The organism is Nonomuraea sp. SBT364 (assembly GCF_001083785.1).
GTDB lineage: Bacteria > Actinomycetota > Actinomycetes > Streptosporangiales > Streptosporangiaceae > Nonomuraea.
This window is the reverse complement of sequence record NZ_LAVL01000156.1, coordinates 1-19,617: the sequence shown is the minus strand read 5'-3', so window position 1 is coordinate 19,617 and position 19,617 is coordinate 1. Positions and strand designations below refer to the sequence as shown.

Here is a 19,617-nt window from a genome sequence, read left to right as displayed (position 1 = left end):
TTTCGCGGGCCGCCCCCCTCTTCAGACGACCCACCCTCGTCCGAGGGGCCACCCCTCTCCGGGGGACCACCCTCATCTGAGGGGGCGCCCATCTCCGGGTGGCCGCCAGCACCTGAGGGGGCTCCTTCGTCCGAGGGGGCACCCTCCTCCGGGGGACCGCAATCGTCCGAGGGGCCACCCTCGTCTGAGGGGGTGCCCTGCTCTGGGCGGCCGCCCTCGGAGGGGGTAGCTGCCTCGGGTGGGGTGGCCGTCTCTATCGGGACGCCTTCTCTTGAGGGGGCGTCCCCTCTTGGGGAGGCGTCCGCCCTTGAGGCGGCACCGGCCGACGAAGGGCCGCCCGCCCCCGCTCGGTTCCGCACCCCTGAGAAGGCGCCCGCCCCGAGTCGGTTGCTCAGCTCTGAAGGGGCGCCCGACCCCGGTGGCACGCACGGTCCTGAGGGGGCGTCCGCCTTCACGGCGGGGTCTCCTGGGGGACCCTCCAGTCCCCGTACGGGGCGGGCCGCTCCGGGAGAGGCGGGGGTCTCCGGGGAGTTGCGGCATCTGGGGACGTTCTCGGGGCTGGCCGGGATCGCGGCGCGGCAGTGGGGGGCGTTCCGCGATGCCGAGCCCGGAGCGGCGCTGGCGGAGGCGGCGCGCGAGACGATCGGGACGCTGGACCTGGTGGCGCGCGACGTCAGGACGGAGCGGACGTGGACGGCGGGCGACGTGGACGGCGAGGAGCTGTCCTGGGACCTGGGCTACGGCCCGCGCACGCACGCCTTCCTGCTCAGGCCGCGCGGGGCGAGCGGCAGGCTGCCCGGGGTGGTGGCGCTGCACTGCCATGCCGGGATGAAGTGGGCCGGCAAGGAGAAGATCGCCGACGGCCCGGAGCCGCCGACGCCGGAGGTGCGCAGGCTGCGCGCGGAGATCTACGGCGGCCGCGCCTATGCCGGTGAGCTGGCCAGACGCGGGTTCGCGGTGCTGGTGCCCGACGTGTTCGGCTGGGGCAGCCGCCGCTTCCCGCTGGCGGACATGCCCGACCGGGTGACCGCACAGCCGGCCGAGCCGGGACTGTCGGAGGCCGACCGGTACGACGTGGCGGCCGGTCATCACGAGCACGTGCTGGAGAAGTACTGCACGCTCCTGGGCACGTCCCTGGCGGGCGTGGTGGCGGGCGAGGACCTGGCCGCGGCGGCGTACCTGCGCGGCCGTCCGGACGTCGGCGAGGTCGGCTGCCTGGGCGTGTCCGGCGGCGGGCTGCGGGCCGCGCTGCTGGGCGCCTTCGACCCGGCCGTGAGCGCGGTCGCGGTCGTGGCGATGGTCTCGGCGTACGCGGACCTGCTCGACGGGTACGTGGCCTCGCACACCTGGATGCTCTACCCGCCGGGCCTGTCACGCGTGTGCGACTGGCCGGCGCTGGTGGCCGCCCGCGCGCCCCGGCCGCTGCTCGTGCAGTACGCGGCGCGCGACGCGCTGTTCCCGGTCGCGGGGATGCGCCGGGCACACGAGGCCATCGCGCGCCGCTACCCCTCCGGCGGCTACGAGGGCGCCTTCCACGACGCCCCGCACTCCTTCGACGTCCCGATGCAGGAGGCCGCCTTCACCTGGCTGACAGAGCGGCTCAGGGCCTGAGAGCAGGTCAGGGCCTGAGCTCGGAAACCAGCCCGGCGGCCTCCTCCCGGGACAGCCGCCCGTCGGCGACCACCACGGCGACCCGCCTGGCCAGCACCGGGCCGAACTCCAGCGGTGTGTCCCAGGCCAGCGCGGTGCCGACGCCGGGATACTCGGCGACCCGGACGAACCACGGGTCGTCGTCCTGCGCGAACACCAGCGTCCAGTCGTCGGCCGCCAGCGCCAGCCACGGCGCCCGCGAGCCGTGCACCCGTTCCTCGCCCTCGGCGGAGGCCGTGAAGACGCGCAGTCCAGGCGACCCGGCCGGCGCCCGCCAGAAGAACCCGCCGTAGCCCGCCCCGGCGCGGCCCTTGGTGGCCGAGCTCCGCACGGTCAGCGGCCGGTCGGTCAGGTTGTGCAGGGTGAACGCGAAGTCCAGCGCCCATCCGCGCGACAGCGGCGCGGCCCGCACGGTGCGCTCCTCCCGCACGAGCGGCTGCTCGCCGGGCCGCTCCCACACCAGCCGCTCGGCGAACCCGGCCGCCTCCCGCACGGGGAACGACAGGTGCCGCTGCATCCCGTGGTCGTCCAGCCAGGTGGGCCCCTGGTCGCGGACGTACGTGCGCCCGCCCCAGAAGTTGCGCCCGCCCAGATCGGTGACGGCCAGCCCGGCGCCGAGGTGGTGCGGATGGTCCGCGGGCCGCACCTCGGTCACGACGACCCCGCCGAGCGTCCGTACGGGATGCAGGAACGGCCGGGGAGCAGCCTCCAGCGGCAGGTCGCTCACCGTCGTGTACTCGGCCACCACCGCCCCGGAGACGGTCAGCGGCGTCGCCCAGCTCACGCCGAGCTCGGAGAAGAGCGCCAGCCGGTCGGCGCACGTGTCGACCACGGCCGCGATGCCGGGCAGCACCCGGCCCTCGCCGGACAGGTCCTGGTGCGCGTCGTCGATCGGCAGCGGGTCGGGCGCGAGCCTGATGGCCTCCATGACCTCCATGAACGCCCCCGTCCGGTGCACGGGCACCAGCAGCTCGGCGCCGGACCTGACGTGCTCGACCAGGTTCGCCAGCAGGTCGGTCCGCCCGAACGGCCGCACCGGCCCGTCGTCCACCTGGACCTCGTCCAGCGTGTACGTGAACCGCACGCGCCCCTTCGTGCCGTGCACGAGCACGTACGGCTCGTCACGCGTGGCGGCGCAGAGCGTCACGGCCGCGACCACGGGCACCCCGGAGGACAGGTGGACGCGGATCGCGGAGGTGTCGTCGGACTCGATCGGGTTGGCGTGGAACAGCTCCGCGGTGACGGAGGCGACCGCGCCGCGCTCGTCGGCGCCGGCCACCGCCAGGGCGGTGGCCAGCGCGTGCGCGAACGGGTTGGTGAGCGCCCCGTCGACCACGTCGGCGCCGTCGAGCACCCGCCGGCCCGCCCACGGGCTGCGGGTGAAGTAGGAGGCCGGGCGCGGCCACGACCCGGCCACGCCGATGCCGGTGACGCGCCCGATGGCGCCGCTCGCGATCAGCTCGCGGATCGCGGGCACGGCCGCGGAGCCGAGGCTCTGGAACCCGACCTGGCAGGCCAGCCCGGCCGCGTCGGCCGCCGCCCGCATGCGCTCGAAGTCGCGCAGCGTCGCGGCGGTGGGCTTCTCCACCAGCACGTGCGCGCCCGCGCCGAACGCGGCCAGCGCCAGGTCGGCGTGCGTGGGGATGGGCGTGGCGAGGATCGCGATCTCCGCCCCGGTCCGCTTGATCAGGCCGGGCAGGTCCCCGGAGACCTCCGGCTCGCCCAGGCCGTCGAGCAGCTCCGGCGCGACCGGCCGCACGTCGCACACGCCGGCCAGCTCGATCCCGGGCATCCGGCGCAGCCGGTCGAGGTAGTGGGAGCCGAACCCGTGGGCTCCGGCGAGCACGACACGCACGGTCATCACCTCCAGCGGAGGCCGAGCCCCCGATGCCCGCCGGCGCGCAGCTCCGCGCCGGACACCTGGACAGGGTACGGCTCGGCCAGCAGCCCGAGCGCGGCGAACGAGGCGTCCTCGACCTCCTCGGCCATGGACGGCAGCGGCAGCGTGAGCGCGAGCTGCCCGGACAGGTCGGGCAGCAGGTGGGGGTAGACCGGCACGTCGTAGGCCCGCGCCAGCTCCACGATGCGCAGGAACGGCGTGATCCCGCCCACCCGGACCACGTTCGGCTGCACGACGTCGCAGGCGCCCGCCGCGAGCAGGTCGCGGAAGCCGTAGACGGTGTAGACGTTCTCGCCCACGGCGATCGGCACGCCGACCGACCGGCGCAGCTCCACGTGCGCGGCCACGTCGTCGGCCGGCAGCGGCTCCTCCAGCCAGTGCAGCCCGTAGGGGGCCAGCGCGTCGACGGCGCGCCGGGCCCGGTGCACGTCCCAGCGCTGGTTGGCGTCGATCATGAGCAGCGTGTCCGGCCCGATCACCTCGCGGACCGCGGCCACGCGCTCCACGTCCTCGCGCAGATCCGGCCGGCCGACCTTCATCTTGACGCCGGGGTAGCCCGCGGCCTTCCACCGGCCCGCCTGCGCGACCAGCTCGTCCAGCGAGTAGTGCAGGTTGACGCCGCTGCCGTAGACCGGGACGCTGTCGCGCCGCCGGCCCAGCACGTCGGCCAGGCCGCGCTCGCCGCAGCGCAGGTCCCACAGCGCCAGGTCGACCCCGGCCAGCGCCACCGTCGTGATCCCGCCGGGCCCGGCCTCGCGCAGGTGCCGCCACAGCCGGTCCCACACCACCTCCGGGTGCGGGTCCAGGCCGATCAGCGCGTCACGGATGTCGTGCTCCAGCAGCGCCTGCACGGCCTTGGCCCCGATCTGCGGAGTCCAGGAGAAGCCGGTGCCGGTCCGGCCGTCGGCCAGCGTCACCTCGACGACGAGGACGTGGTTGGCGGGCACGTCCGGGCCCCACGGCCGGTGCAGCGCGACCGTGCGGGGCATGACCCTGACGTCGCGGATCACAGCGACCGCCCGTGCTCGATCAGCCTGGCCAGCTCGGCCACGTCCTCCGGCGCGGCGTCGACCAGTGGCGGCCGCACCGGCCCCGCGTCCAGCCCGCCGAGCCGTACCCCGGCCTTCACCAGGGACACGGCGTAACCGGGCACCTTGGAGCGCAGCCGTACCAGAGGCTCGTAGAACTCGGTGAGCAGCCGGTCGGAGCCGTTCAGGAACGCGGTGGCGATCTCCGGCGCGAACGCGAACACGGCGGAGGAGTAGAGCTCGACGCCGATGCCGCGGTAGGCGCCCATGGTCAGCTCGGCCGTGGGCAGGCCGTTGAAGAACAGGAAGTCGTCGCCGATCTCCCTGCGCACGGCCAGGACGGTGCGCTGGATGAGGTCGATGTCGCCCAGGCCGTCCTTCAGCCCGATCACGCCGGGCACGCGCGCCAGCTCCACCGCCTGCTCCGGCGTCGGGACCACCGAGCCGCGCTGGTAGATCACCGTCGGCAGGATCGCCGCCACCGCCCGCACGTAGGCCAGGAAGCCTTCGGGCGTGCCCTTGGCCAGGTACGGCGGCATGAGCAGCAGGCCGTCGGCGCCGGCGTCGCGGGCGGCGGCCGCCTGGGCGAGCGCCGCGCCCAGCGGGCCGCCCGCGCCCGCGAACACCGGCACCGTGCCGCGCGCGGTCTTGACCGCCACCCGGACGGCGGCCGCGTGCTCCGCCTCCGACAGGGCCGGGAACTCGCCCGTGCCGCACGCCGCGAACACCGCCCCCGGATGGTGTTCGAGGCCCCGGCCGATGTGCTCGGCCAGCACGTCCTCGGCCAGCTCCCCGCTCGCGGTGAACGGGGTGACGGGGAAGAAGAGGACTCCGGTGAGGTTCATCCGATCTCCAGTTCGGTGCGCCAGCTGCGCTTGGGCGTCCAGCCGAGCATGCGCTCGGCCTTGGCCGAGGTGAAGGCGGGACGGGTGCCGGTGAGGTGGGTCGCCGCGGCCCGGGTGGCGGGCATGACGGCGGGAAGCAGGTCCGCGAGGGGGTCGCGGGCCAGCGCGTCGGCCGCGCCCGCGAAGAACACCTCGCCGTTGGGCAGGCCGGTCAGCTTCTCGATCAGCACCGAGATCATGTCCGAGGCGTCCCTGGCATCGATGTAGTTGAACAGGGAGACGCCGGCGATCTCCGGCCGGTCCAGGCGCTCGGCGATCGTGTGACCGGACTGGGTCGGCGCGCCCGCCCACTCCTCGGGGGCGACCACGAAGCACGGCCGCACGGCCGCGAACCGCGTGTCGGACCTGCGCGCGAAGGCGGCCATCGTCTGCTCGGCGACCAGCTTGGACAGGCTGTAGGAGTTCCACGGCCGGGGCGGGTGCTCCTCGTCGATCGGCAGGTAGTCGGGCGTCCACCCGGAGGGCGCGCCGTAGCCGATCACGGTCGGGCTGCTGGCCACCACCACCCGGCCCACGCCGCAGGCGCTCGCCGCCGCGCACACGTTGAACGCCAGCTCGGTGTTCGTGCGGAAGGTCACGCCGTCGGTCCGGCTGAACGGGGTGGCGATCGCCGCCAGGTGCACCACGACGTCGGGCCGGAAGCGCGCCATCACGTCGTACGCCTCGCCCAGATCCGTCAGGTCGGCCGGCAGGATGGCCGCGGCCTCGTCGGGCGTGCCGGCGGTGACGTCGACGCCGATCACCTCGTGACCCGCTTGCGCCAAGGTGGTGACCAGGCTGCGGCCGAGCCTTCCGGCGCTGCCCGTCACCAGTGTTCGTGTCATCGCTAGCTCACCCTCCCGCAAGGGGCTCGTATACCGCAACCGGTTGCAAAAAGTATCGAGGCGGGGTCGGGAGAACGTCAAGCCGCACGGTCCCCGCTCACACGGGCACCGATGGCCGCATAACCGGTATGGTGGGCATTGGCGCTCTGGCAGAGGCTCTTGAAGTCCATTGACAGCGATACAAGCGCTTGCATTAATGTACAGGGCATGCACGGAGGCCTAGCGTGGCGGTGACGATTCGTGACGTGGCGGAGGCGTCGGGCGTGCACGTCTCCACAGTGTCGCGCGCATTCTCCGCGCCCCATCTGGTCAACCCCGCGACGCGCACCCGGGTGCTCGCCATCGCCGAGGACCTCGGCTACCGGCCCAACCGGGCCGCGCGGGCGCTGACCACCGGGCGCACCCACAACATCGGCCTCATCGTGGCCGACATCGCCAACCCGTTCTTCCCGCCGCTGATCAAGGCCGCGCAGGCGCAGGCCAGGCTCCGCGACTACCACGTGTTCGTCGCCGACACCGACGAGGACCCGCAGGTCGAGGAAGAGCTGATCCAGACCCTCACCAAGCAGGTCGACGGCGTGCTGCTGTGCAGCCCCCGCCTGACGAACCGGACGATCGAGCGGCTGCGCGAAGAGGTGCCGTTCGTCGTGGTGAACCGGCGGGTCAAGGGCATGCCGACGGTGCTGATGGACGTCGGGCGCGGCGTCCGGCTGGCCGTCGAGCACCTGGCCGGGCTCGGCCACCGCAGGCTCGCCCTGGTCACCGGGCCCAGCGGGTCGTGGACCAGCAAGGAGATGCAGGCGGCGGCTGCCGCGATGGGCGAGGCCGACGTCGCCTTCCTCGGCCCCAACCCGCCCACGGAGCTCGGCGGCCTGGCCGCGGTCACCGACGTGATCGCCTCCGGCGCCACCGCCGTGCTGGCCTACAACGACCTGGTCGCGATCGGGCTCATGGAGGGCCTGGCCGAGCGGGGGATCGACGTGCCCGGCGACATCAGCGTGATCGGCGTCGACGACATCGTCCCCGGCCGGCTGAGCCGCCCCAAGCTGACCACGATCGCCATGCCCACCGCCGCCGCCGGCCGGATCGCCGTGGACATGCTGCTCCAGTCGGTCGACTCCGACTCGACCGGCGGCGTCACCGTGCTGGAGACCAGCCTGATCGTCCGCGAGTCAACGGGAGAGACCCACTCATGATCTTCGGAACGCTGCCGTCGGGGGAGCCCGTCGAGCGCCACGAGCTGTCGTCGGGGCGCCTGCGCGCGGCGGTGCTCAGCTACGGCGCGATCCTGCAAACGCTTGAGGTGTCGGGCGTCAACGTGGTGCTCGGCCTGCCGGCGCTGGACGACTACCTGACCCGCAGCCGCTACTTCGGCGCCGTCGTCGGCCGCTACGGCAACCGCATCGCCGGCGGCCGCTTCACCCTCGACGGCACCGAGCACACGCTGCCGGTCAACAACGGGCCCAACAGCCTGCACGGCGGCACCGACGGCTTCGACCGCCGGGTGTGGACCGTCGCCGACGTCACCGGCTCGTTCATCACGCTCACGCTGACCAGCCCCGACGGCGACCAGGGCTACCCGGGCACGCTGACCGCCTCGCTCACCTACACGCTCGACGGCGACGCGCTCCGCCTCGACTACGCGGCCGAGACCGACGCCCCCACGGTGCTCAACCTGACCAACCACTCCTACTTCAACCTGGCCGGCGGCGGCGACGTGCTCGGCCACGTGGTCCGCATCGCCGCTGACCACTACCTGCCGGTCGACGAGCACAAGATCCCCACCGGCGAGCACGCCCCGGTCAAGGGCACCGTGTTCGACTTCACCACGCCGCACGCGGTGGGGGAGCGGTTCGCCGGCGGCTACGACCACTGCTACGTCCTCGACGGCGACATCACCGTGGTCGAGCCGCTCAGCGGCCGCACCATGGAGGTCACGACCACCGAGCCCGGCGTGCAGTTCTACGCGGGCGGCATGCTCGACGGCGTCGCCACCCCGTACGGCCCGCACGCCGGCCTGTGCCTGGAGACCCAGCACTTCCCCGACTCGCCCAACCAGCCGGCCTTCCCCACGACGGTGCTCAGGCCGGGCGAGCGCCACGCCTCCTCCACCACCTACCGCTTCCCCGCCTAGCGGACGGGCAGGGCCCGGAGCACCAGCAACGCCACGTCGTCGCGCGAGGGGTGGTCGGCGAAGGAGTCGACCGCCTGCCGCACCCGTTCGGCCACGGCGTGCGCGCTCAGCCCCGCGCAGCCCGACAGCAGCCGGGCCAGCCCGTCGCCGTCGTCCAGCAGCCGCGTGCCGCTGCGCCGCTCGGTCACGCCGTCGGTGACGCACAGCAGCACCTCGCCGGGCGCCAGCTCGAACGACTCCACGGTGAAGCGGGCGCCGTCCGCGACGCCGAGCAGCAACTGCGGCGTCGCCATCGTCTCGACCTTCCCGTCGGCGCGCAGGAGCAGCGGCGGCACGTGCCCGGCCGAGGCGACCGTGCACAGCGCGCCGCCGCCCGGCAGCGGGGTCAGCTCGCCGCACAGCAGGCTGAGGAAACGGCCGTCCTCGCCCTCCTCCAGCAGCCTCTGGTTGAGCCGGTCCAGGATGTCGGCGACCGTGTAGTTCTCCTTGGCCAGCAGGCGTACGGCGTGCCGGGCCAGCCCCGTCACCGCGGCCGCCTCCGGGCCGCTGCCGCACACGTCGCCCAGCGCGAAGCACCAGTGGCCGGCCACCGTGAACAGGTCGTAGAAGTCGCCGCCGACGTCCGCGCCCTCCCCGGCGGGCTCGTAGATGACGGCCGACTCCAGGCCGGGCATCGGCGCCACCCGCATCGGCAGCAGGCTGCGCTGCAGCACCCGGGAGGTGGTCGCCTGCCGGGTGTACAGCATGGCCGTGTGCAGGTTGAGCGCGATCAGCCGGCACAGGTCGGCCAGCAGGTCGGCCACCTCCAGCGGCAGCGTCGGCTCCGGACGCCCGATCACCAGCGCGCCGTGCGCCTTGCCCTGCGTCAGCAGCGGGAACGACAGCACCGTCTCCGGGCCGACCGGCCAGGGCACCTCGCCCAGCGGCGTGCCGGGGATGGCCGGCAGCGACTTGCGCAGCTCGGCGTTGTGCCGCTCCTCGCTGTGCCACACGTGGGCGAGCCTCGTCATGCCCGCCAGGTCCGTCAGGTAGACCGCCGCCCAGGTGGCGATCTTCGGAACCACGAGCTGCGCCGCCAGCGCGGCGATCACCTCCTCGTCGTGCACGCCCGCGAGCAGCTCGCCCGCCTCGGCCAGGAAGGAGAGCCTGCTTCGGTGCGCCCGGTCCCGCTCGGCCAGCCGCTCCCGCTGCACGGTGACGGCCACCTGGTCGGCGATGTGCCGCAGGCTGACCGTGAGGTCGTGGTCGAAGCGGCCCGGCGCGGCCGAGGTCACCGCCAGGTGCCCGATCACCTCGCCCCCGGCCACCAGCGGCGCGCACGCCAGCGACCTGGCCCGCAGCTGCTGGGCCAGCTCCACGTCGACGGCGAGCAGGTCCTCCAGCATCACCGGGGCCGTGCGGTCGGGCGCGAACACGCCCGCCGCGGGCACGCCCACCACCCCGGCCGTCTCGCCGACGCCCGCGGCCACCCCCAACCGGTTGCCGGTCTCGGCGCGCAGCAGCACGTACGCGGCTTCGCCGCCGCTGGACAGGTGCACGATCTGGGCGATCGTGTCGAGCAGCTCGGCGAACGGCCGGTCACGGTCGAGGAGGTCCTTGATCCGCCTGCCCGCCTCGCCCCGGACCGGAGCGGGCGGCGCGGCCAGCACGAACCCGTGCTCCCTGCCCGCCACCATCCAGATCGACCGCCGGTCCGCGGCGCGCCCGTTCGTGCGCAGGTGCGACACGTACACGCGGACCATCCGGCCGTCGCGGTGGCGCATCCGCGACTCGCCCCGCCAGCGGCCCAGGGCGAGCGTGTCGGTCAGCGACAGCGCGTACGGCCCGCCGGCCCGCCAGGCGACCAGGTCCGCCAGCCGCCTGCCCACGGCCTGCTCGGCGGTCCAGCCGAGCAGCGCCTGGGCGTCGGAGTTCCACGAGATCACCCGGTGCCCGGCGTCGGCGACGAGCACGGCGACGCGCAGCCTGTCGAGGGCGGCGCCCGGCGGTGGGGGAGCGGGAGCCGGGGCGTCGGCCGCGCCGGCGAACTCCATGCGCACCCACACCCGCTTGGCCGTCCGGGTGTAGGTGACCCCCCAGGCGTCGGCCAGCATGCCCGCCAGCGCGAGCCCGCGGCCGTGCGTGGACATCGGCTCGGTGGCCGGCTGCTCGGCGAGGATCGCCCGCCCCGGATCGTGGTCGTCGACCTCGATCTCCAGCTTGGCCGGCGCGGCGTCGGCGTCGAGCCGGCAGGTGAGCTCGATGCCGGTGCCGGCGTGCACCACGGCGTTGGTGACGAGCTCGCTGGTCAGAAGTACGGCGTCCTCGGCCAGATGGGTCAGGCGCCACTCGCCGAGCACCTGGCGGACGAACCGCCGCGCGGCCGCCGGGGCATGGGGAGTGCCGTCGAAGGAAGTGCTCGACACCTGCGTCGTGTCCACTTTGCGTCCTAGAACATCACTCGATGTGGCTGTTCGGTCACTCTCAGAGTGGCAGACTGAACGGCTCGGGAACGGTGAGTTGGAAAGAAGGGTTTCGCGGTGACACCGGCGAGTCACGGTGCTTTCGCCGGGGCTCCGACGTACCTTTGGCATCATGGCCACCCGTACGCCGAAAAGCGCACCGAAGGGGCCGGCGAAGCGGTCGGCCTCGTCCCGCTCGACCCCCGCCAAGCGGGGAGCCGGTTCGGCGGGACGGCCCAGGGGCAAGGCCACCTCGCCGGCCCGCAAGGGCGCGATGACCCACCAGGACCCGATCAGCTGGGTCTTCACCATGATCGGCAAGCTCGTGGTCGGGCTGTGGATGCTGCTGGCCAACGGCATCGGCAGCACCGCCCGGGCGCTCGGCAAGAACGCCCGCGACCTCGACCCGGCGCACCGGCGCGACGGCGTGGGCCTGGCCGTGCTGGCGGGCGCGATCGTGCTCGCCGCGATGACCTGGCGCGACACCGGGAGCGGTGTCTCCGAGGCGGTCAACACCGTGGTGCACGCGGTGTTCGGGTCGCTGGCGTGGGCGATGCCGCTGCTGCTCGGCCTGCTGTCCTGGCGCTACCTGCGCCACCCCGACCAGAACGCCGACACCGGCCGGATGGTGATCGGGTGGAGCGCGCTGCTCGTCGGCGTCCTCGGCGTCATCCACGTCGCCAACGGCACCCCGTACCCGGCGGGTGACGCCGGCAACACCATGGACAAGGTGTCGCAGGCGGGCGGGCTCGTCGGGTTCATCGTGTCGGCGCCGCCGATGAGCATCCTGCCGCCGTGGATCACGATCCCGCTGCTGCTGCTCCTGTCCGGGTTCGGGGTGCTGGTGATCACGGCCACGCCGGTGCACCGCATCCCCGAGCGGCTGGCCGAGCTGCGGCACATGCTGTTCGAGCGGCAGGCCGCCGAGGGCGCCCCCGCCCCGGCTCCGAAGAAGCGGGCCAAGAAGCCGGCCGCCAACCCCGAAGACCTCGTCAAGCCGTACGACACCCCTGTCATCGCGGAGAAGGACAAGCGCGGCGACCACTCGCCGGAGATCGTGCCCGGGCTGACGGAGGAGGACGAGGAGCCGCCGCCCCCGGCCAGGAAGGTGCCCGAGCCGCCGGAGCCGACGCCCGCGCCGCGCAAGGTCGAGCAGCTCGTGCTCTCCCCGCAGGCGGGCCCCTACCATCTGCCGGACCTGAAGTTCCTCAAGCCGGGCAGCGCGCCCAAGCCGCAGACGAAGGCCAACACCGTCGTCGTCAACGCGCTGACCAGCGTGCTGGAGCAGTTCACCATCGACGCGCAGGTGATCGGCTTCACCCGGGGCCCGACCGTGACCCGTTACGAGATCGAGCTGGGCCCGGCGGTGAAGGTGGAGAAGGTCACCGCACTCACCAAGAACATCGCCTACGCCGTCAAGTCCGCCGACGTGCGGATCCTGTCGCCGATCCCCGGCAAGTCCGCGATCGGGGTGGAGATCCCCAACGCCGACAAGGACCTGGTGGCGCTGGGCGACGTGCTCAGGTCGCAGGTGGCGCAGGCCGACCACCACCCGATGATCGTCGGGCTCGGCAAGGACGTCGAGGGCCGCACGATCGTCGCCAACCTGGCCAAGATGCCCCACCTGCTCATCGCGGGCGCCACCGGCGCGGGCAAGTCCGTCTGCGTCAACGGGCTCATCACCAGCATCCTCATGCGGGCCACGCCCGACGAGGTGCGGATGGTGCTGGTCGACCCCAAACGGGTCGAGCTCAGCGTGTACGAGGGCATCCCCCACCTGATCACGCCCATCATCACCAACCCGAAGAAGGCCGCCGAGGCCCTCGAATGGGTCGTGGGCGAGATGGACCGGCGCTACGACGACCTGGCCGCCAGCGGGTTCCGGCACGTCAACGAGTTCAACGAGGCCGTGCGGGCCGGCAAGCTGCAGCCGCCGCCCGGCAGCGAGCGCGTCTACCAGCCGTACCCGTACCTGCTGGTGATCGTGGACGAGCTGGCCGACCTCATGATGGTGGCCCCGCGCGACGTCGAGGACTCGATCGTGCGCATCACCCAGCTCGCCCGCGCCGCCGGCATCCACCTGGTGATCGCCACCCAGCGGCCCTCCGTCGACGTGGTCACCGGGCTCATCAAGGCCAACGTGCCGTCGCGGCTGGCGTTCGCGGTGTCGTCCCTGACCGACTCCCGGGTCATCCTCGACCAGCCGGGCGCCGACAAGCTGGTCGGCCAGGGTGACGCGCTGTTCCTGCCGATGGGCGCCAGCAAGCCGATCCGCATCCAGAACGCGTTCGTCTCCGAGAAGGAGATCGCCGAGATCGTCACGCACTGCAAGACGCAGATGCAGGTCGAATACCGTGACGACGTGGCGGCGGCGCCGGTCAAGCGGGAGATCGACGAGGAGATCGGCGACGACCTCGACCTGCTGATCCAGGCGGCCGAGCTGATCGTGACCACGCAGTTCGGCTCGACGTCGATGCTGCAGCGTAAGCTCCGCGTCGGGTTCGCCAAGGCCGGGCGGCTGATGGACCTGCTCGAAAGCCGCAGCGTGGTCGGCCCGAGCGAGGGGTCGAAGGCGCGCGAGGTGCTGGTGAAACCGGATGATCTGCCCGGATTGCTGGCCGACCTGCGTGGCGAATGACCCCAATGCACGTTTCCCGGAGCGTAGCTGGTTGAATATAACTGACTACGCTCCGTTGTGGTCGGGAGGCGTTTGCGATGCAGGAGCAGAGCACGGGGGCCATGTTGGCCGCCGCCAGGGAGTCGGCGGGGCTGACGGTCGCGCAGCTGAGCGCGAACACGCGCATCCGAGAAGTGATCATTCAGGCGATCGAACGGGACGATCCCGCCGAGAACGACTTCTACACGAGGGGTCACGTCAAGGCGATCGCCAAGGCGGTGGGCCTGGATCCGGAAGCCGTGGTCCACGTCTACGACCAGCAGCACGGCGGGGCGCCGCCGCCGGTACGGGCCTCTGACGTCTTCAGGGCCGACCGGGGCGTCCGGCTGGGCGAGCGGCGCGGTCCGACCTGGACGACCGCGCTGGGCGTCGCGCTGGCCGTGGTCGTGGTGTTCGGTGTGGTGCGGGTGATGGGCGGCGAGTCCGACCGGGTCCGCTCGGCCGGGGTCCAGCACGCCACGTCGGCGCCGAAGGTGCCGCCCAACCGGCCCTTCACCGAGGCGCCGGCCAGACCGCCGCGCCAGGCCATGGCCATCGCCAAGGGCGACCTGGTCGTGGTCAAGGTCAAGGCCAAGCGGTCGTCCTACCTCAACGTGCACGACGCGCAGGGCCGCAAGCTGTTCTCCGGCACGCTCAAGGCGGGCGCCAGCTCGACCTGGCGGGCCGCCTCGAAGGTCAATCTGCTGCTGGCCGACGCGGGTGCGGTGTCGCTGCAGGTCAACGGCCAGGACCTGGGCCGGATCGGCGATCGGGGGGAGGTCGTGCGCCGCTCGTTCGGGCCCGGGAAGCAGCGAGCCAGGTAGCCCCTGCATCGGGTGGTGGCCAACTCCCGATACCGTAGTGTTCACCATGTCATCCCGCCGAACCGCATCGCTGATCACCCTGGGCTGCGCGCGCAACGAAGTCGACTCCGAGGAGCTGGCCGCGCGACTTGAGGCTGCCGGTTGGCAGCTGGGCGACGACGACCCCGACGTCGTCGTCGTCAACACGTGCGGCTTCATCGACTCGGCGAAGAAGGATTCCATCGACACGCTGTTGGCCGCCGCAGACTCGGGGGCCAAAGTGGTCGCCGCGGGTTGCATGGCCGAGCGCTACGGCAACGAGCTCGCCGAGGCGCTGCCCGAGGCCAGTGCGGTCATCTCCTTCGACGACTACGCCGAAATCGGTGGCCGCCTCGACGACGTCCTCGCCGGCCGGCGGCTCACCCCGCACTCGCCGCGCGACCGCCGCACCCTGCTGCCCATCTCACCCGTCGAGCGCGCCGGGTCCCGATCCCACATCCCCGGCCACGGCGACCTGCCCGACGGGCTGGCCCCCGCCAGTGGCCCCCGCGTGCTGCGCAAGCGGCTCGACGAGAGCCCGGTGGCCTCGCTCAAGCTCGCCTCCGGCTGCGACCGGCGCTGCACGTTCTGCGCCATCCCGGCCTTCCGCGGCGCGTACGTGTCCCGCGACCCCGAGGAGCTGATGGCCGAGGCCGACTGGCTGGCCCACCGGGGCGTGCGCGAGCTCGTCCTCGTCAGCGAAAACTCCACGTCCTACGGCAAGGACCTGGGCGACCTGAGGGCGCTGGAGAAGCTGCTGCCCCGGCTGGCCGCCGTCGAGGGCGTCGACCGGGTGCGGGCCAGCTATCTGCAGCCGGCCGAGCTGCGGCCGGGCCTCATCGACGTGCTCGCGGGCACCGAGGGCGTCGCCGCCTACTTCGACCTGTCCTTCCAGCACGCCAGCGGCCCGGTGCTGCGCCGGATGCGCCGTTTCGGCGACCCCGAGCGCTTCCTCGGCCTGCTGGAGGCGATTCGCGAGCGGGCCCCCGAGGCCGGTGTGCGCTCCAACTTCATCGTCGGCTTCCCCGGCGAGACCGAGCAGGAGTTCGGCGAGCTGGTCTCCTTCCTGGAGCAGGCCAGGCTCGACGTGATCGGCGTGTTCGGCTACTCCGACGAGGACGGCACGGAGGCGGCCGGCTTCGACGGCAAGCTCGCCCAGGAGGTCGTCGACGAGCGCGTCCGCGTGCTCACCGAGCTGGCCGAGGAGCTCACCTCGCAGCGCGCCGAGGAGCGCATCGGCACCGAGGTCGACGTGCTCATCGACGAGGACCTGGGCGACGGCGGCTACGAGGGACGCGCGGCCCACCAGGGGCCCGAGGTCGACGGCTCCGTCACGGTGCAGGGCATCGGTCTGGTCAAGGGGCAGATCGTCCGCGCGGTCGTGGTCGACGCCGAGGGCGTCGACCTGATCGCGCGGATCAAGGCCGGTCCATGACCAGGGACGAGCGCCGCGTGGTGAGCCCGTGGAACATCGCCAACGTCCTCACGGTCCTCCGGTTGGTGCTCGTCCCCTTTTTCGTCGTCTGTCTCTTCCTGCCGGGCACGGGCTGGCGGCTGGCCGCGCTGGCGCTGTTCGGGGTGGCCTCGATCACCGACCACCTCGACGGCGAGCTGGCCCGCCGCTACGGGCTCATCACCGACTTCGGCAAGATCGCCGACCCCATCGCGGACAAGGCGCTGACCGGCGCCGCCCTGGTGAGCCTGTCGATCCTGGGCGAGCTGCCGTGGTGGGTGACGATCGTGATCGTGGGCCGCGAGCTCGGCATCACGCTGCTCAGGCTGCTGCTGATCCGGCACGCGGTGATCCCGGCCAGCTATGGCGGCAAGGTCAAGACGGTGCTGCAGATCGCCGCGATCGTCCTGTACATCCTGCCCGTCGACATCGACCCGCTGCGCTGGACGGTGATGGGCGCCGCCCTGGTCGTCACCGTGGGCACCGGGGCCGACTACGTGATCAGGGCGATCAAACTACGCAAGGTGGCCAGGCAGGCACGCGGGGAGTGAGACATGGCGGACGTCGCCGCTGTCGTGGCGGAGCTGGCGCGGCAGGAGGTCACGCTGGCGGTGGCCGAGTCGCTGACCGGCGGGCTCATCGGGGCCGAGGTCACGTCCGTGCCCGGGGCGTCCCGGGTGTTCAGGGGCGGGGTGATCTCGTACGCCACCGAGCTGAAGCAGGAGCTGCTGGGGGTGCCCGCCGAACTGCTGCGGCGGGAGGGCGCCGTTCATCCGGCGGTGGCGGCGGCGATGGCCGCCGGGGTGGCCCGGCTGTGCGGGGCCGGCTACGGGCTGGCCGTGACGGGGGTGGCCGGGCCGGAGGCGCAGGACGGGCAGCCCGTCGGCACGGTGTACGTGGCGGTCTACGAGGCGGTGCACGCGGCGGCGGGCCGTCCCGGGGGCGAGCTGTGGGGGCGCCGGTTGAGCCTTTCCGGGGTGCGGGCGCGTATCAGAGAGGAGACGGTGGACGAGGCCATAGATCTTCTGGCAAGTGTGCTGAAGGCCAATAAAGGGGAACATTCCGGATGATTACCGTGTTACGTCCCGAGCGAACATGCGAGGCACGGTCTGACGCGGTGTCGGTTGATACGGGTACGGTGGAGCTGTGAGTGATGAGCCACGAGCGGCGGGCCAGGGGCGGCGACGCCCGATGATGACGGCGAGGAGTATGTACGAAGCGAAGAAGAACAATGGGCGGCACGATCCGATCGCGCGGGGCGTGGTGAAGACATCCACGCCGGGGAGGGAGCGACAGATGATTCTGCTGCGTCAGCTGCTCGGTGATGTGCTGAGGCGGCTGCGCGTGCGGCAGGGACGCACACTTCGCGAGGTTTCCACGCTGGCGCGTGTCTCGCTCGGCTACCTGTCCGAGGTCGAGCGTGGCCAGAAAGAGGCATCCTCCGAGCTGCTCGCGTCCATTTGCGGGGCACTGGGTGTGCCCTTGTCGCAGGTGCTGCGTGAGGTTTCCGACCAGTTCGCGCTGGCGGAGCTGCAGGCTGCCCCTGTGCTCGCCGAAGCTCCCGAGCACGAGCGCATCCCCCTTGCCGAATCGGTCCCCGGGTCGATCTCCGACTCCGTCTTCCCCGAAGTCAAGGACATGGTGGCGGCCTAGCCCGGTTGGCAGCCGCCGCACCACAGGATCAGCCGCTCCTGTGACTGCGCCCCCATCTCCCCGCGGCTGATGCGGGTGCCGCATCGACGACAGGGTCTGCCTGCCCTGCCGTAGACCCACGTCTGGTTCGCCGGACGGCGGTCACCTGTGGTCACCGTGCCCGCATGATGCTTGTTCGCGGTGAGCAGCCGCTGCGCGAGCGTGACGACAGCCTCCAGATCCTCGATGTCCCCGACCCGGCGCCATGGCCAGATCCCGCGCAGGAAGAGTGTCTCGGCGCGGTAGATGGTGCCGATTCCCGCGAGGTTGCGCTGATCCAGCAGCGCCTCGCCGATGGTCGCGCCCGGAGCCCGGCGCAGTCGCCGCACGGCCTCGGCCGGATCCCAGTCGCCGCCCAGCAGGTCGGGCCCCAGATGGCCGACCACCCGGCTCTCCTCCGCCGTCTTCAGCAGGTCCACCATGCCCAGCCGCACGCCCACGGCCTGCCAGCGGCTGTTGGCCAGCACCAGCCGCACCTGATCGCCGCCCGGGACCCGCCGGTGGGCGGGCATGATCTGCCAGCTCCCGTCCATGCGCAGGTGGGTGTGGACGGTCAGGCCGCCCTCCACCCTCGTCAGCAGGTGCTTGCCGCGTGAGGCGGTCTCCAGCACGACCCGGCCCGTCAGGTCGGCCGTGGCGTGGCGGGGCACCCGGAAGTCGGAGCGGGTCAGCGCCTGCCCGTCGAGCGCACCCCGCAGCCGCGCGGCCGTGCGGTAGACGGCATCTCCTTCGGGCATGACCCCAGTCTAGTCCCCGGAATGATCTTGATCGGCGGCCGCGGCGACCCACGTGTCCACCAGGCCGACCAGCTGGTCGAGTGCCTCCTCCACGCGCTCGCGGTCGCCCGTGGTCAGGAGGTCGGCCTGCAGGCCCGCATAGGCGGCGTTGGTCAGGGTGGAGATGCGCAGGGCGTCGGCCTCGGGCACGCCGCGCTCACGCAGCAGGCCCGCCACGAACTCCGACCGGTCCGCCAGCAGCCTCGGCACGTGTCCCGCCAGCCGGCCGCCCGCGGCCAGGCCCTCGATCTCGTGGATCAGCCGGGCGATCGGCAGGTTCTCCTCGCGCAGCTGCCAGTCCCAGGTGGCGCGGATGATCGTGCCGACGCTGTCGGCGCCCTTCCAGCCCGGCAGCGCGCGCAGCCAGGCACGGTGCCGCTCGTCGAGGCGTTGCATCGTGGCCGAGAGCAGGGCCTCCTTGTCGGCGAAGTGGTGGGTGAGCACGCGGGTGCTCTTGCCCAGATGCCCGGCCAGCGGGCGCATGGACAGCGTCGACAGGCCGTGGCCCGCCAGGTAGTCCACGATCTGGTCGAGCAGCTCGGCGCGGCGGGCCGGGTCGGCGGTCCTGGCCATGGGCGAAATCCCCTTTGACGGCATCGGGGTGACGACTGTTACCTTATCTCGGGTAACGACTGTTACCTTTATCGAGGGGGGTCTCTTCGTGTCCCGTGTGCCCGGCTGGCTGCTGGCCTTGACGTTCACCACGTTCGCCTTCGCCACCGACGACTACGTGATCGCCGGGGTGCTGCCGGCCATCTCCGACGGGCTCGGCGTGAGCGAGGCGGCGGGCGGGCAGCTCGTGACCGCGTTCTCGCTGGCGTTCGCGCTGACGGCGCCCGTCGCCTCCGTGGTCACCGCCTCCTGGCCGAGGCGGCGGCTCATCGTCGGGGCGTTGCTGCTGTTCACCGCGGTCAACTGGGTGTCCGCGCTGGTCACCAGCTATCCGGTGCTGATGGGGTTGCGCGTGCTGGCCGCCGTGGCCGCCGCCGCCGTGGTGCCGGCCGCGTATGCCATCGCCGCCTCCCTGGCTCCCGAGGGCCGTCAGGGGCGCTATCTGGCGCTGGTGATGGGCGGGCTCACCGGTTCCCTCATGCTCGGCGTGCCCATCGGCACCTGGGTGGGCGGGGCCTTCGGCTGGCAGGCCACCTTCGTCCTCGGCGGGCTGCTCGGCCTCGCCTCCCTCGCCGCCGTCCACCGCACCCTTCCCGACGTACGCGAACCCGCCCTGGCGAAGGTTCCCGGCGGGCAGGCGGACGGCGGTCTCCCCGAGGCCCGCGAACCCGCCCCGGCAAGGGCGCGGGCCTCGGGGAGACCGC

At 72.7% G+C, this 19,617-nt stretch carries 17 protein-coding genes; 10 read left to right on the top strand and 7 right to left on the bottom strand.

Annotation, left to right across the window (positions count from 1 at the left end):
* Positions 1 to 531 precede the first annotated feature (531 nt).
* Positions 532 to 1,611: a dienelactone hydrolase family protein gene (locus tag ADY59_RS38845; RefSeq protein ID WP_049573602.1), complete on the top strand. Its 1,080-nt coding sequence runs from the start codon at positions 532 to 534 to the stop codon at positions 1,609 to 1,611.
* Between the two features lie 7 nt (positions 1,612 to 1,618).
* Here the strand turns inward: ADY59_RS38845 and ADY59_RS38840 are convergent, their stop codons facing one another.
* The 4 genes from ADY59_RS38840 to ADY59_RS38825 are packed head-to-tail and all read right to left on the bottom strand — an operon-like array spanning position 1,619 to position 6,307.
* Entirely contained in the window at positions 1,619 to 3,511 is a 1,893-nt protein-coding gene (locus ADY59_RS38840; protein WP_049573600.1) for a DUF6807 family protein, read from the bottom strand.
* A complete protein-coding gene (locus tag ADY59_RS38835) occupies positions 3,511 to 4,539 on the bottom strand; it encodes a mandelate racemase/muconate lactonizing enzyme family protein (protein ID WP_049573612.1) in 1,029 nt (342 codons plus the stop codon). The genes ADY59_RS38840 and ADY59_RS38835 overlap by 1 nt, the downstream gene beginning before the upstream one ends.
* 17 nt (positions 4,540 to 4,556) lie before the next feature.
* Positions 4,557 to 5,423, bottom strand: a complete 867-nt coding sequence (locus tag ADY59_RS38830; protein WP_049573597.1) for a 5-dehydro-4-deoxyglucarate dehydratase — start codon at positions 5,421 to 5,423, stop codon at positions 4,557 to 4,559.
* Positions 5,420 to 6,307: an NAD-dependent epimerase/dehydratase family protein gene (locus ADY59_RS38825; protein ID WP_049573595.1), complete on the bottom strand. Its 888-nt coding sequence runs from the start codon at positions 6,305 to 6,307 to the stop codon at positions 5,420 to 5,422. Before ADY59_RS38825 ends, ADY59_RS38830 begins: the two co-directional genes overlap by 4 nt.
* Before the next feature lie 224 nt (positions 6,308 to 6,531).
* On the opposite strand from ADY59_RS38825, the gene ADY59_RS38820 reads away from it, so the two are divergent.
* The gene (locus tag ADY59_RS38820; RefSeq protein WP_049573592.1) at positions 6,532 to 7,503 is read left to right on the top strand and encodes a LacI family DNA-binding transcriptional regulator; all 972 of its coding nucleotides are present in this window, start codon (positions 6,532 to 6,534) and stop codon (positions 7,501 to 7,503) included.
* Positions 7,500 to 8,441 (top strand): aldose epimerase family protein, encoded by a 942-nt coding sequence (locus ADY59_RS38815; protein ID WP_049573589.1) that lies wholly within the window; start codon positions 7,500 to 7,502, stop codon positions 8,439 to 8,441. Before ADY59_RS38820 ends, ADY59_RS38815 begins: the two co-directional genes overlap by 4 nt.
* Here the strand turns inward: ADY59_RS38815 and ADY59_RS38810 are convergent.
* Positions 8,438 to 10,861 (bottom strand): SpoIIE family protein phosphatase, encoded by a 2,424-nt coding sequence (locus ADY59_RS38810; RefSeq protein WP_049573585.1) that lies wholly within the window; start codon positions 10,859 to 10,861, stop codon positions 8,438 to 8,440. The genes ADY59_RS38815 and ADY59_RS38810 overlap by 4 nt on opposite strands.
* Before the next feature lie 154 nt (positions 10,862 to 11,015).
* Here ADY59_RS38810 and ADY59_RS38805 point away from each other — a divergent pair, with 154 nt between their 5' ends.
* The 6 genes from ADY59_RS38805 (at position 11,016) to ADY59_RS38780 (ending at position 17,486) form a co-directional block, all read left to right on the top strand.
* Positions 11,016 to 13,520: an FtsK/SpoIIIE family DNA translocase gene (locus ADY59_RS38805; RefSeq protein WP_049573582.1), complete on the top strand. Its 2,505-nt coding sequence runs from the start codon at positions 11,016 to 11,018 to the stop codon at positions 13,518 to 13,520.
* 77 nt (positions 13,521 to 13,597) lie between these two features.
* Positions 13,598 to 14,362, top strand: coding sequence for a helix-turn-helix domain-containing protein (locus ADY59_RS38800; protein WP_049573579.1), 765 nt, complete (start codon positions 13,598 to 13,600; stop codon positions 14,360 to 14,362).
* A gap of 46 nt (positions 14,363 to 14,408) precedes the next feature.
* Positions 14,409 to 15,815, top strand: coding sequence for a 30S ribosomal protein S12 methylthiotransferase RimO (gene rimO, locus ADY59_RS38795; RefSeq protein WP_049573610.1), 1,407 nt, complete (start codon positions 14,409 to 14,411; stop codon positions 15,813 to 15,815).
* The gene (gene pgsA / locus ADY59_RS38790) at positions 15,812 to 16,384 is read left to right on the top strand and encodes a CDP-diacylglycerol--glycerol-3-phosphate 3-phosphatidyltransferase (RefSeq protein ID WP_049573576.1); all 573 of its coding nucleotides are present in this window, start codon (positions 15,812 to 15,814) and stop codon (positions 16,382 to 16,384) included. The genes rimO and pgsA overlap by 4 nt, the downstream gene beginning before the upstream one ends.
* A 3-nt stretch (positions 16,385 to 16,387) precedes the next feature.
* The gene (locus tag ADY59_RS38785; RefSeq protein WP_049573574.1) at positions 16,388 to 16,903 is read left to right on the top strand and encodes a CinA family protein; all 516 of its coding nucleotides are present in this window, start codon (positions 16,388 to 16,390) and stop codon (positions 16,901 to 16,903) included.
* A gap of 226 nt (positions 16,904 to 17,129) precedes the next feature.
* A complete protein-coding gene (locus ADY59_RS38780) occupies positions 17,130 to 17,486 on the top strand; it encodes a helix-turn-helix domain-containing protein (RefSeq protein WP_049573607.1) in 357 nt (118 codons plus the stop codon).
* Here the strand turns inward: ADY59_RS38780 and ADY59_RS38775 are convergent.
* Positions 17,483 to 18,262 carry a DNA-formamidopyrimidine glycosylase family protein gene (locus ADY59_RS38775; protein WP_049573571.1) on the bottom strand — a complete coding sequence of 260 codons (780 nt, stop codon included), beginning with the start codon at positions 18,260 to 18,262 and terminating at the stop codon, positions 17,483 to 17,485. The genes ADY59_RS38780 and ADY59_RS38775 overlap by 4 nt on opposite strands.
* 9 nt (positions 18,263 to 18,271) lie before the next feature.
* Positions 18,272 to 18,874: a TetR/AcrR family transcriptional regulator gene (locus tag ADY59_RS38770; protein WP_049573569.1), complete on the bottom strand. Its 603-nt coding sequence runs from the start codon at positions 18,872 to 18,874 to the stop codon at positions 18,272 to 18,274.
* An 88-nt stretch (positions 18,875 to 18,962) separates the two neighbouring features.
* Between ADY59_RS38770 and ADY59_RS38765 the strand changes: the two genes are divergently transcribed.
* On the top strand, positions 18,963 to 19,617 hold a 655-nt coding region (locus ADY59_RS38765), incomplete at its 3' end, for an MFS transporter (protein WP_231619101.1).

Bases quoted from the DNA above. Each gene is read 5' to 3' on its own strand.
- ADY59_RS38840 (WP_049573600.1), bottom strand. From the start codon at position 3,511: ATGACCGTGCGTGTCGTGCTCGCCGGAGCCCACGGGTTCGGCTCCCAC.
- ADY59_RS38835 (WP_049573612.1), bottom strand. From the start codon at position 4,539: ATGCCCCGCACGGTCGCGCTGCACCGGCCGTGGGGCCCGGACGTGCCC.
- ADY59_RS38830 (WP_049573597.1), bottom strand. From the start codon at position 5,423: ATGAACCTCACCGGAGTCCTCTTCTTCCCCGTCACCCCGTTCACCGCG.
- ADY59_RS38825 (WP_049573595.1), bottom strand. From the start codon at position 6,307: ATGACACGAACACTGGTGACGGGCAGCGCCGGAAGGCTCGGCCGCAGC.
- ADY59_RS38815 (WP_049573589.1), top strand. From the start codon at position 7,500: ATGATCTTCGGAACGCTGCCGTCGGGGGAGCCCGTCGAGCGCCACGAG.
- ADY59_RS38805 (WP_049573582.1), top strand. From the start codon at position 11,016: ATGGCCACCCGTACGCCGAAAAGCGCACCGAAGGGGCCGGCGAAGCGG.
- ADY59_RS38800 (WP_049573579.1), top strand. From the start codon at position 13,598: ATGCAGGAGCAGAGCACGGGGGCCATGTTGGCCGCCGCCAGGGAGTCG.
- rimO (WP_049573610.1), top strand. From the start codon at position 14,409: ATGTCATCCCGCCGAACCGCATCGCTGATCACCCTGGGCTGCGCGCGC.
- pgsA (WP_049573576.1), top strand. From the start codon at position 15,812: ATGACCAGGGACGAGCGCCGCGTGGTGAGCCCGTGGAACATCGCCAAC.
- ADY59_RS38785 (WP_049573574.1), top strand. From the start codon at position 16,388: ATGGCGGACGTCGCCGCTGTCGTGGCGGAGCTGGCGCGGCAGGAGGTC.
- ADY59_RS38780 (WP_049573607.1), top strand. From the start codon at position 17,130: ATGATTCTGCTGCGTCAGCTGCTCGGTGATGTGCTGAGGCGGCTGCGC.
- ADY59_RS38775 (WP_049573571.1), bottom strand. From the start codon at position 18,262: ATGCCCGAAGGAGATGCCGTCTACCGCACGGCCGCGCGGCTGCGGGGT.
- ADY59_RS38770 (WP_049573569.1), bottom strand. From the start codon at position 18,874: ATGGCCAGGACCGCCGACCCGGCCCGCCGCGCCGAGCTGCTCGACCAG.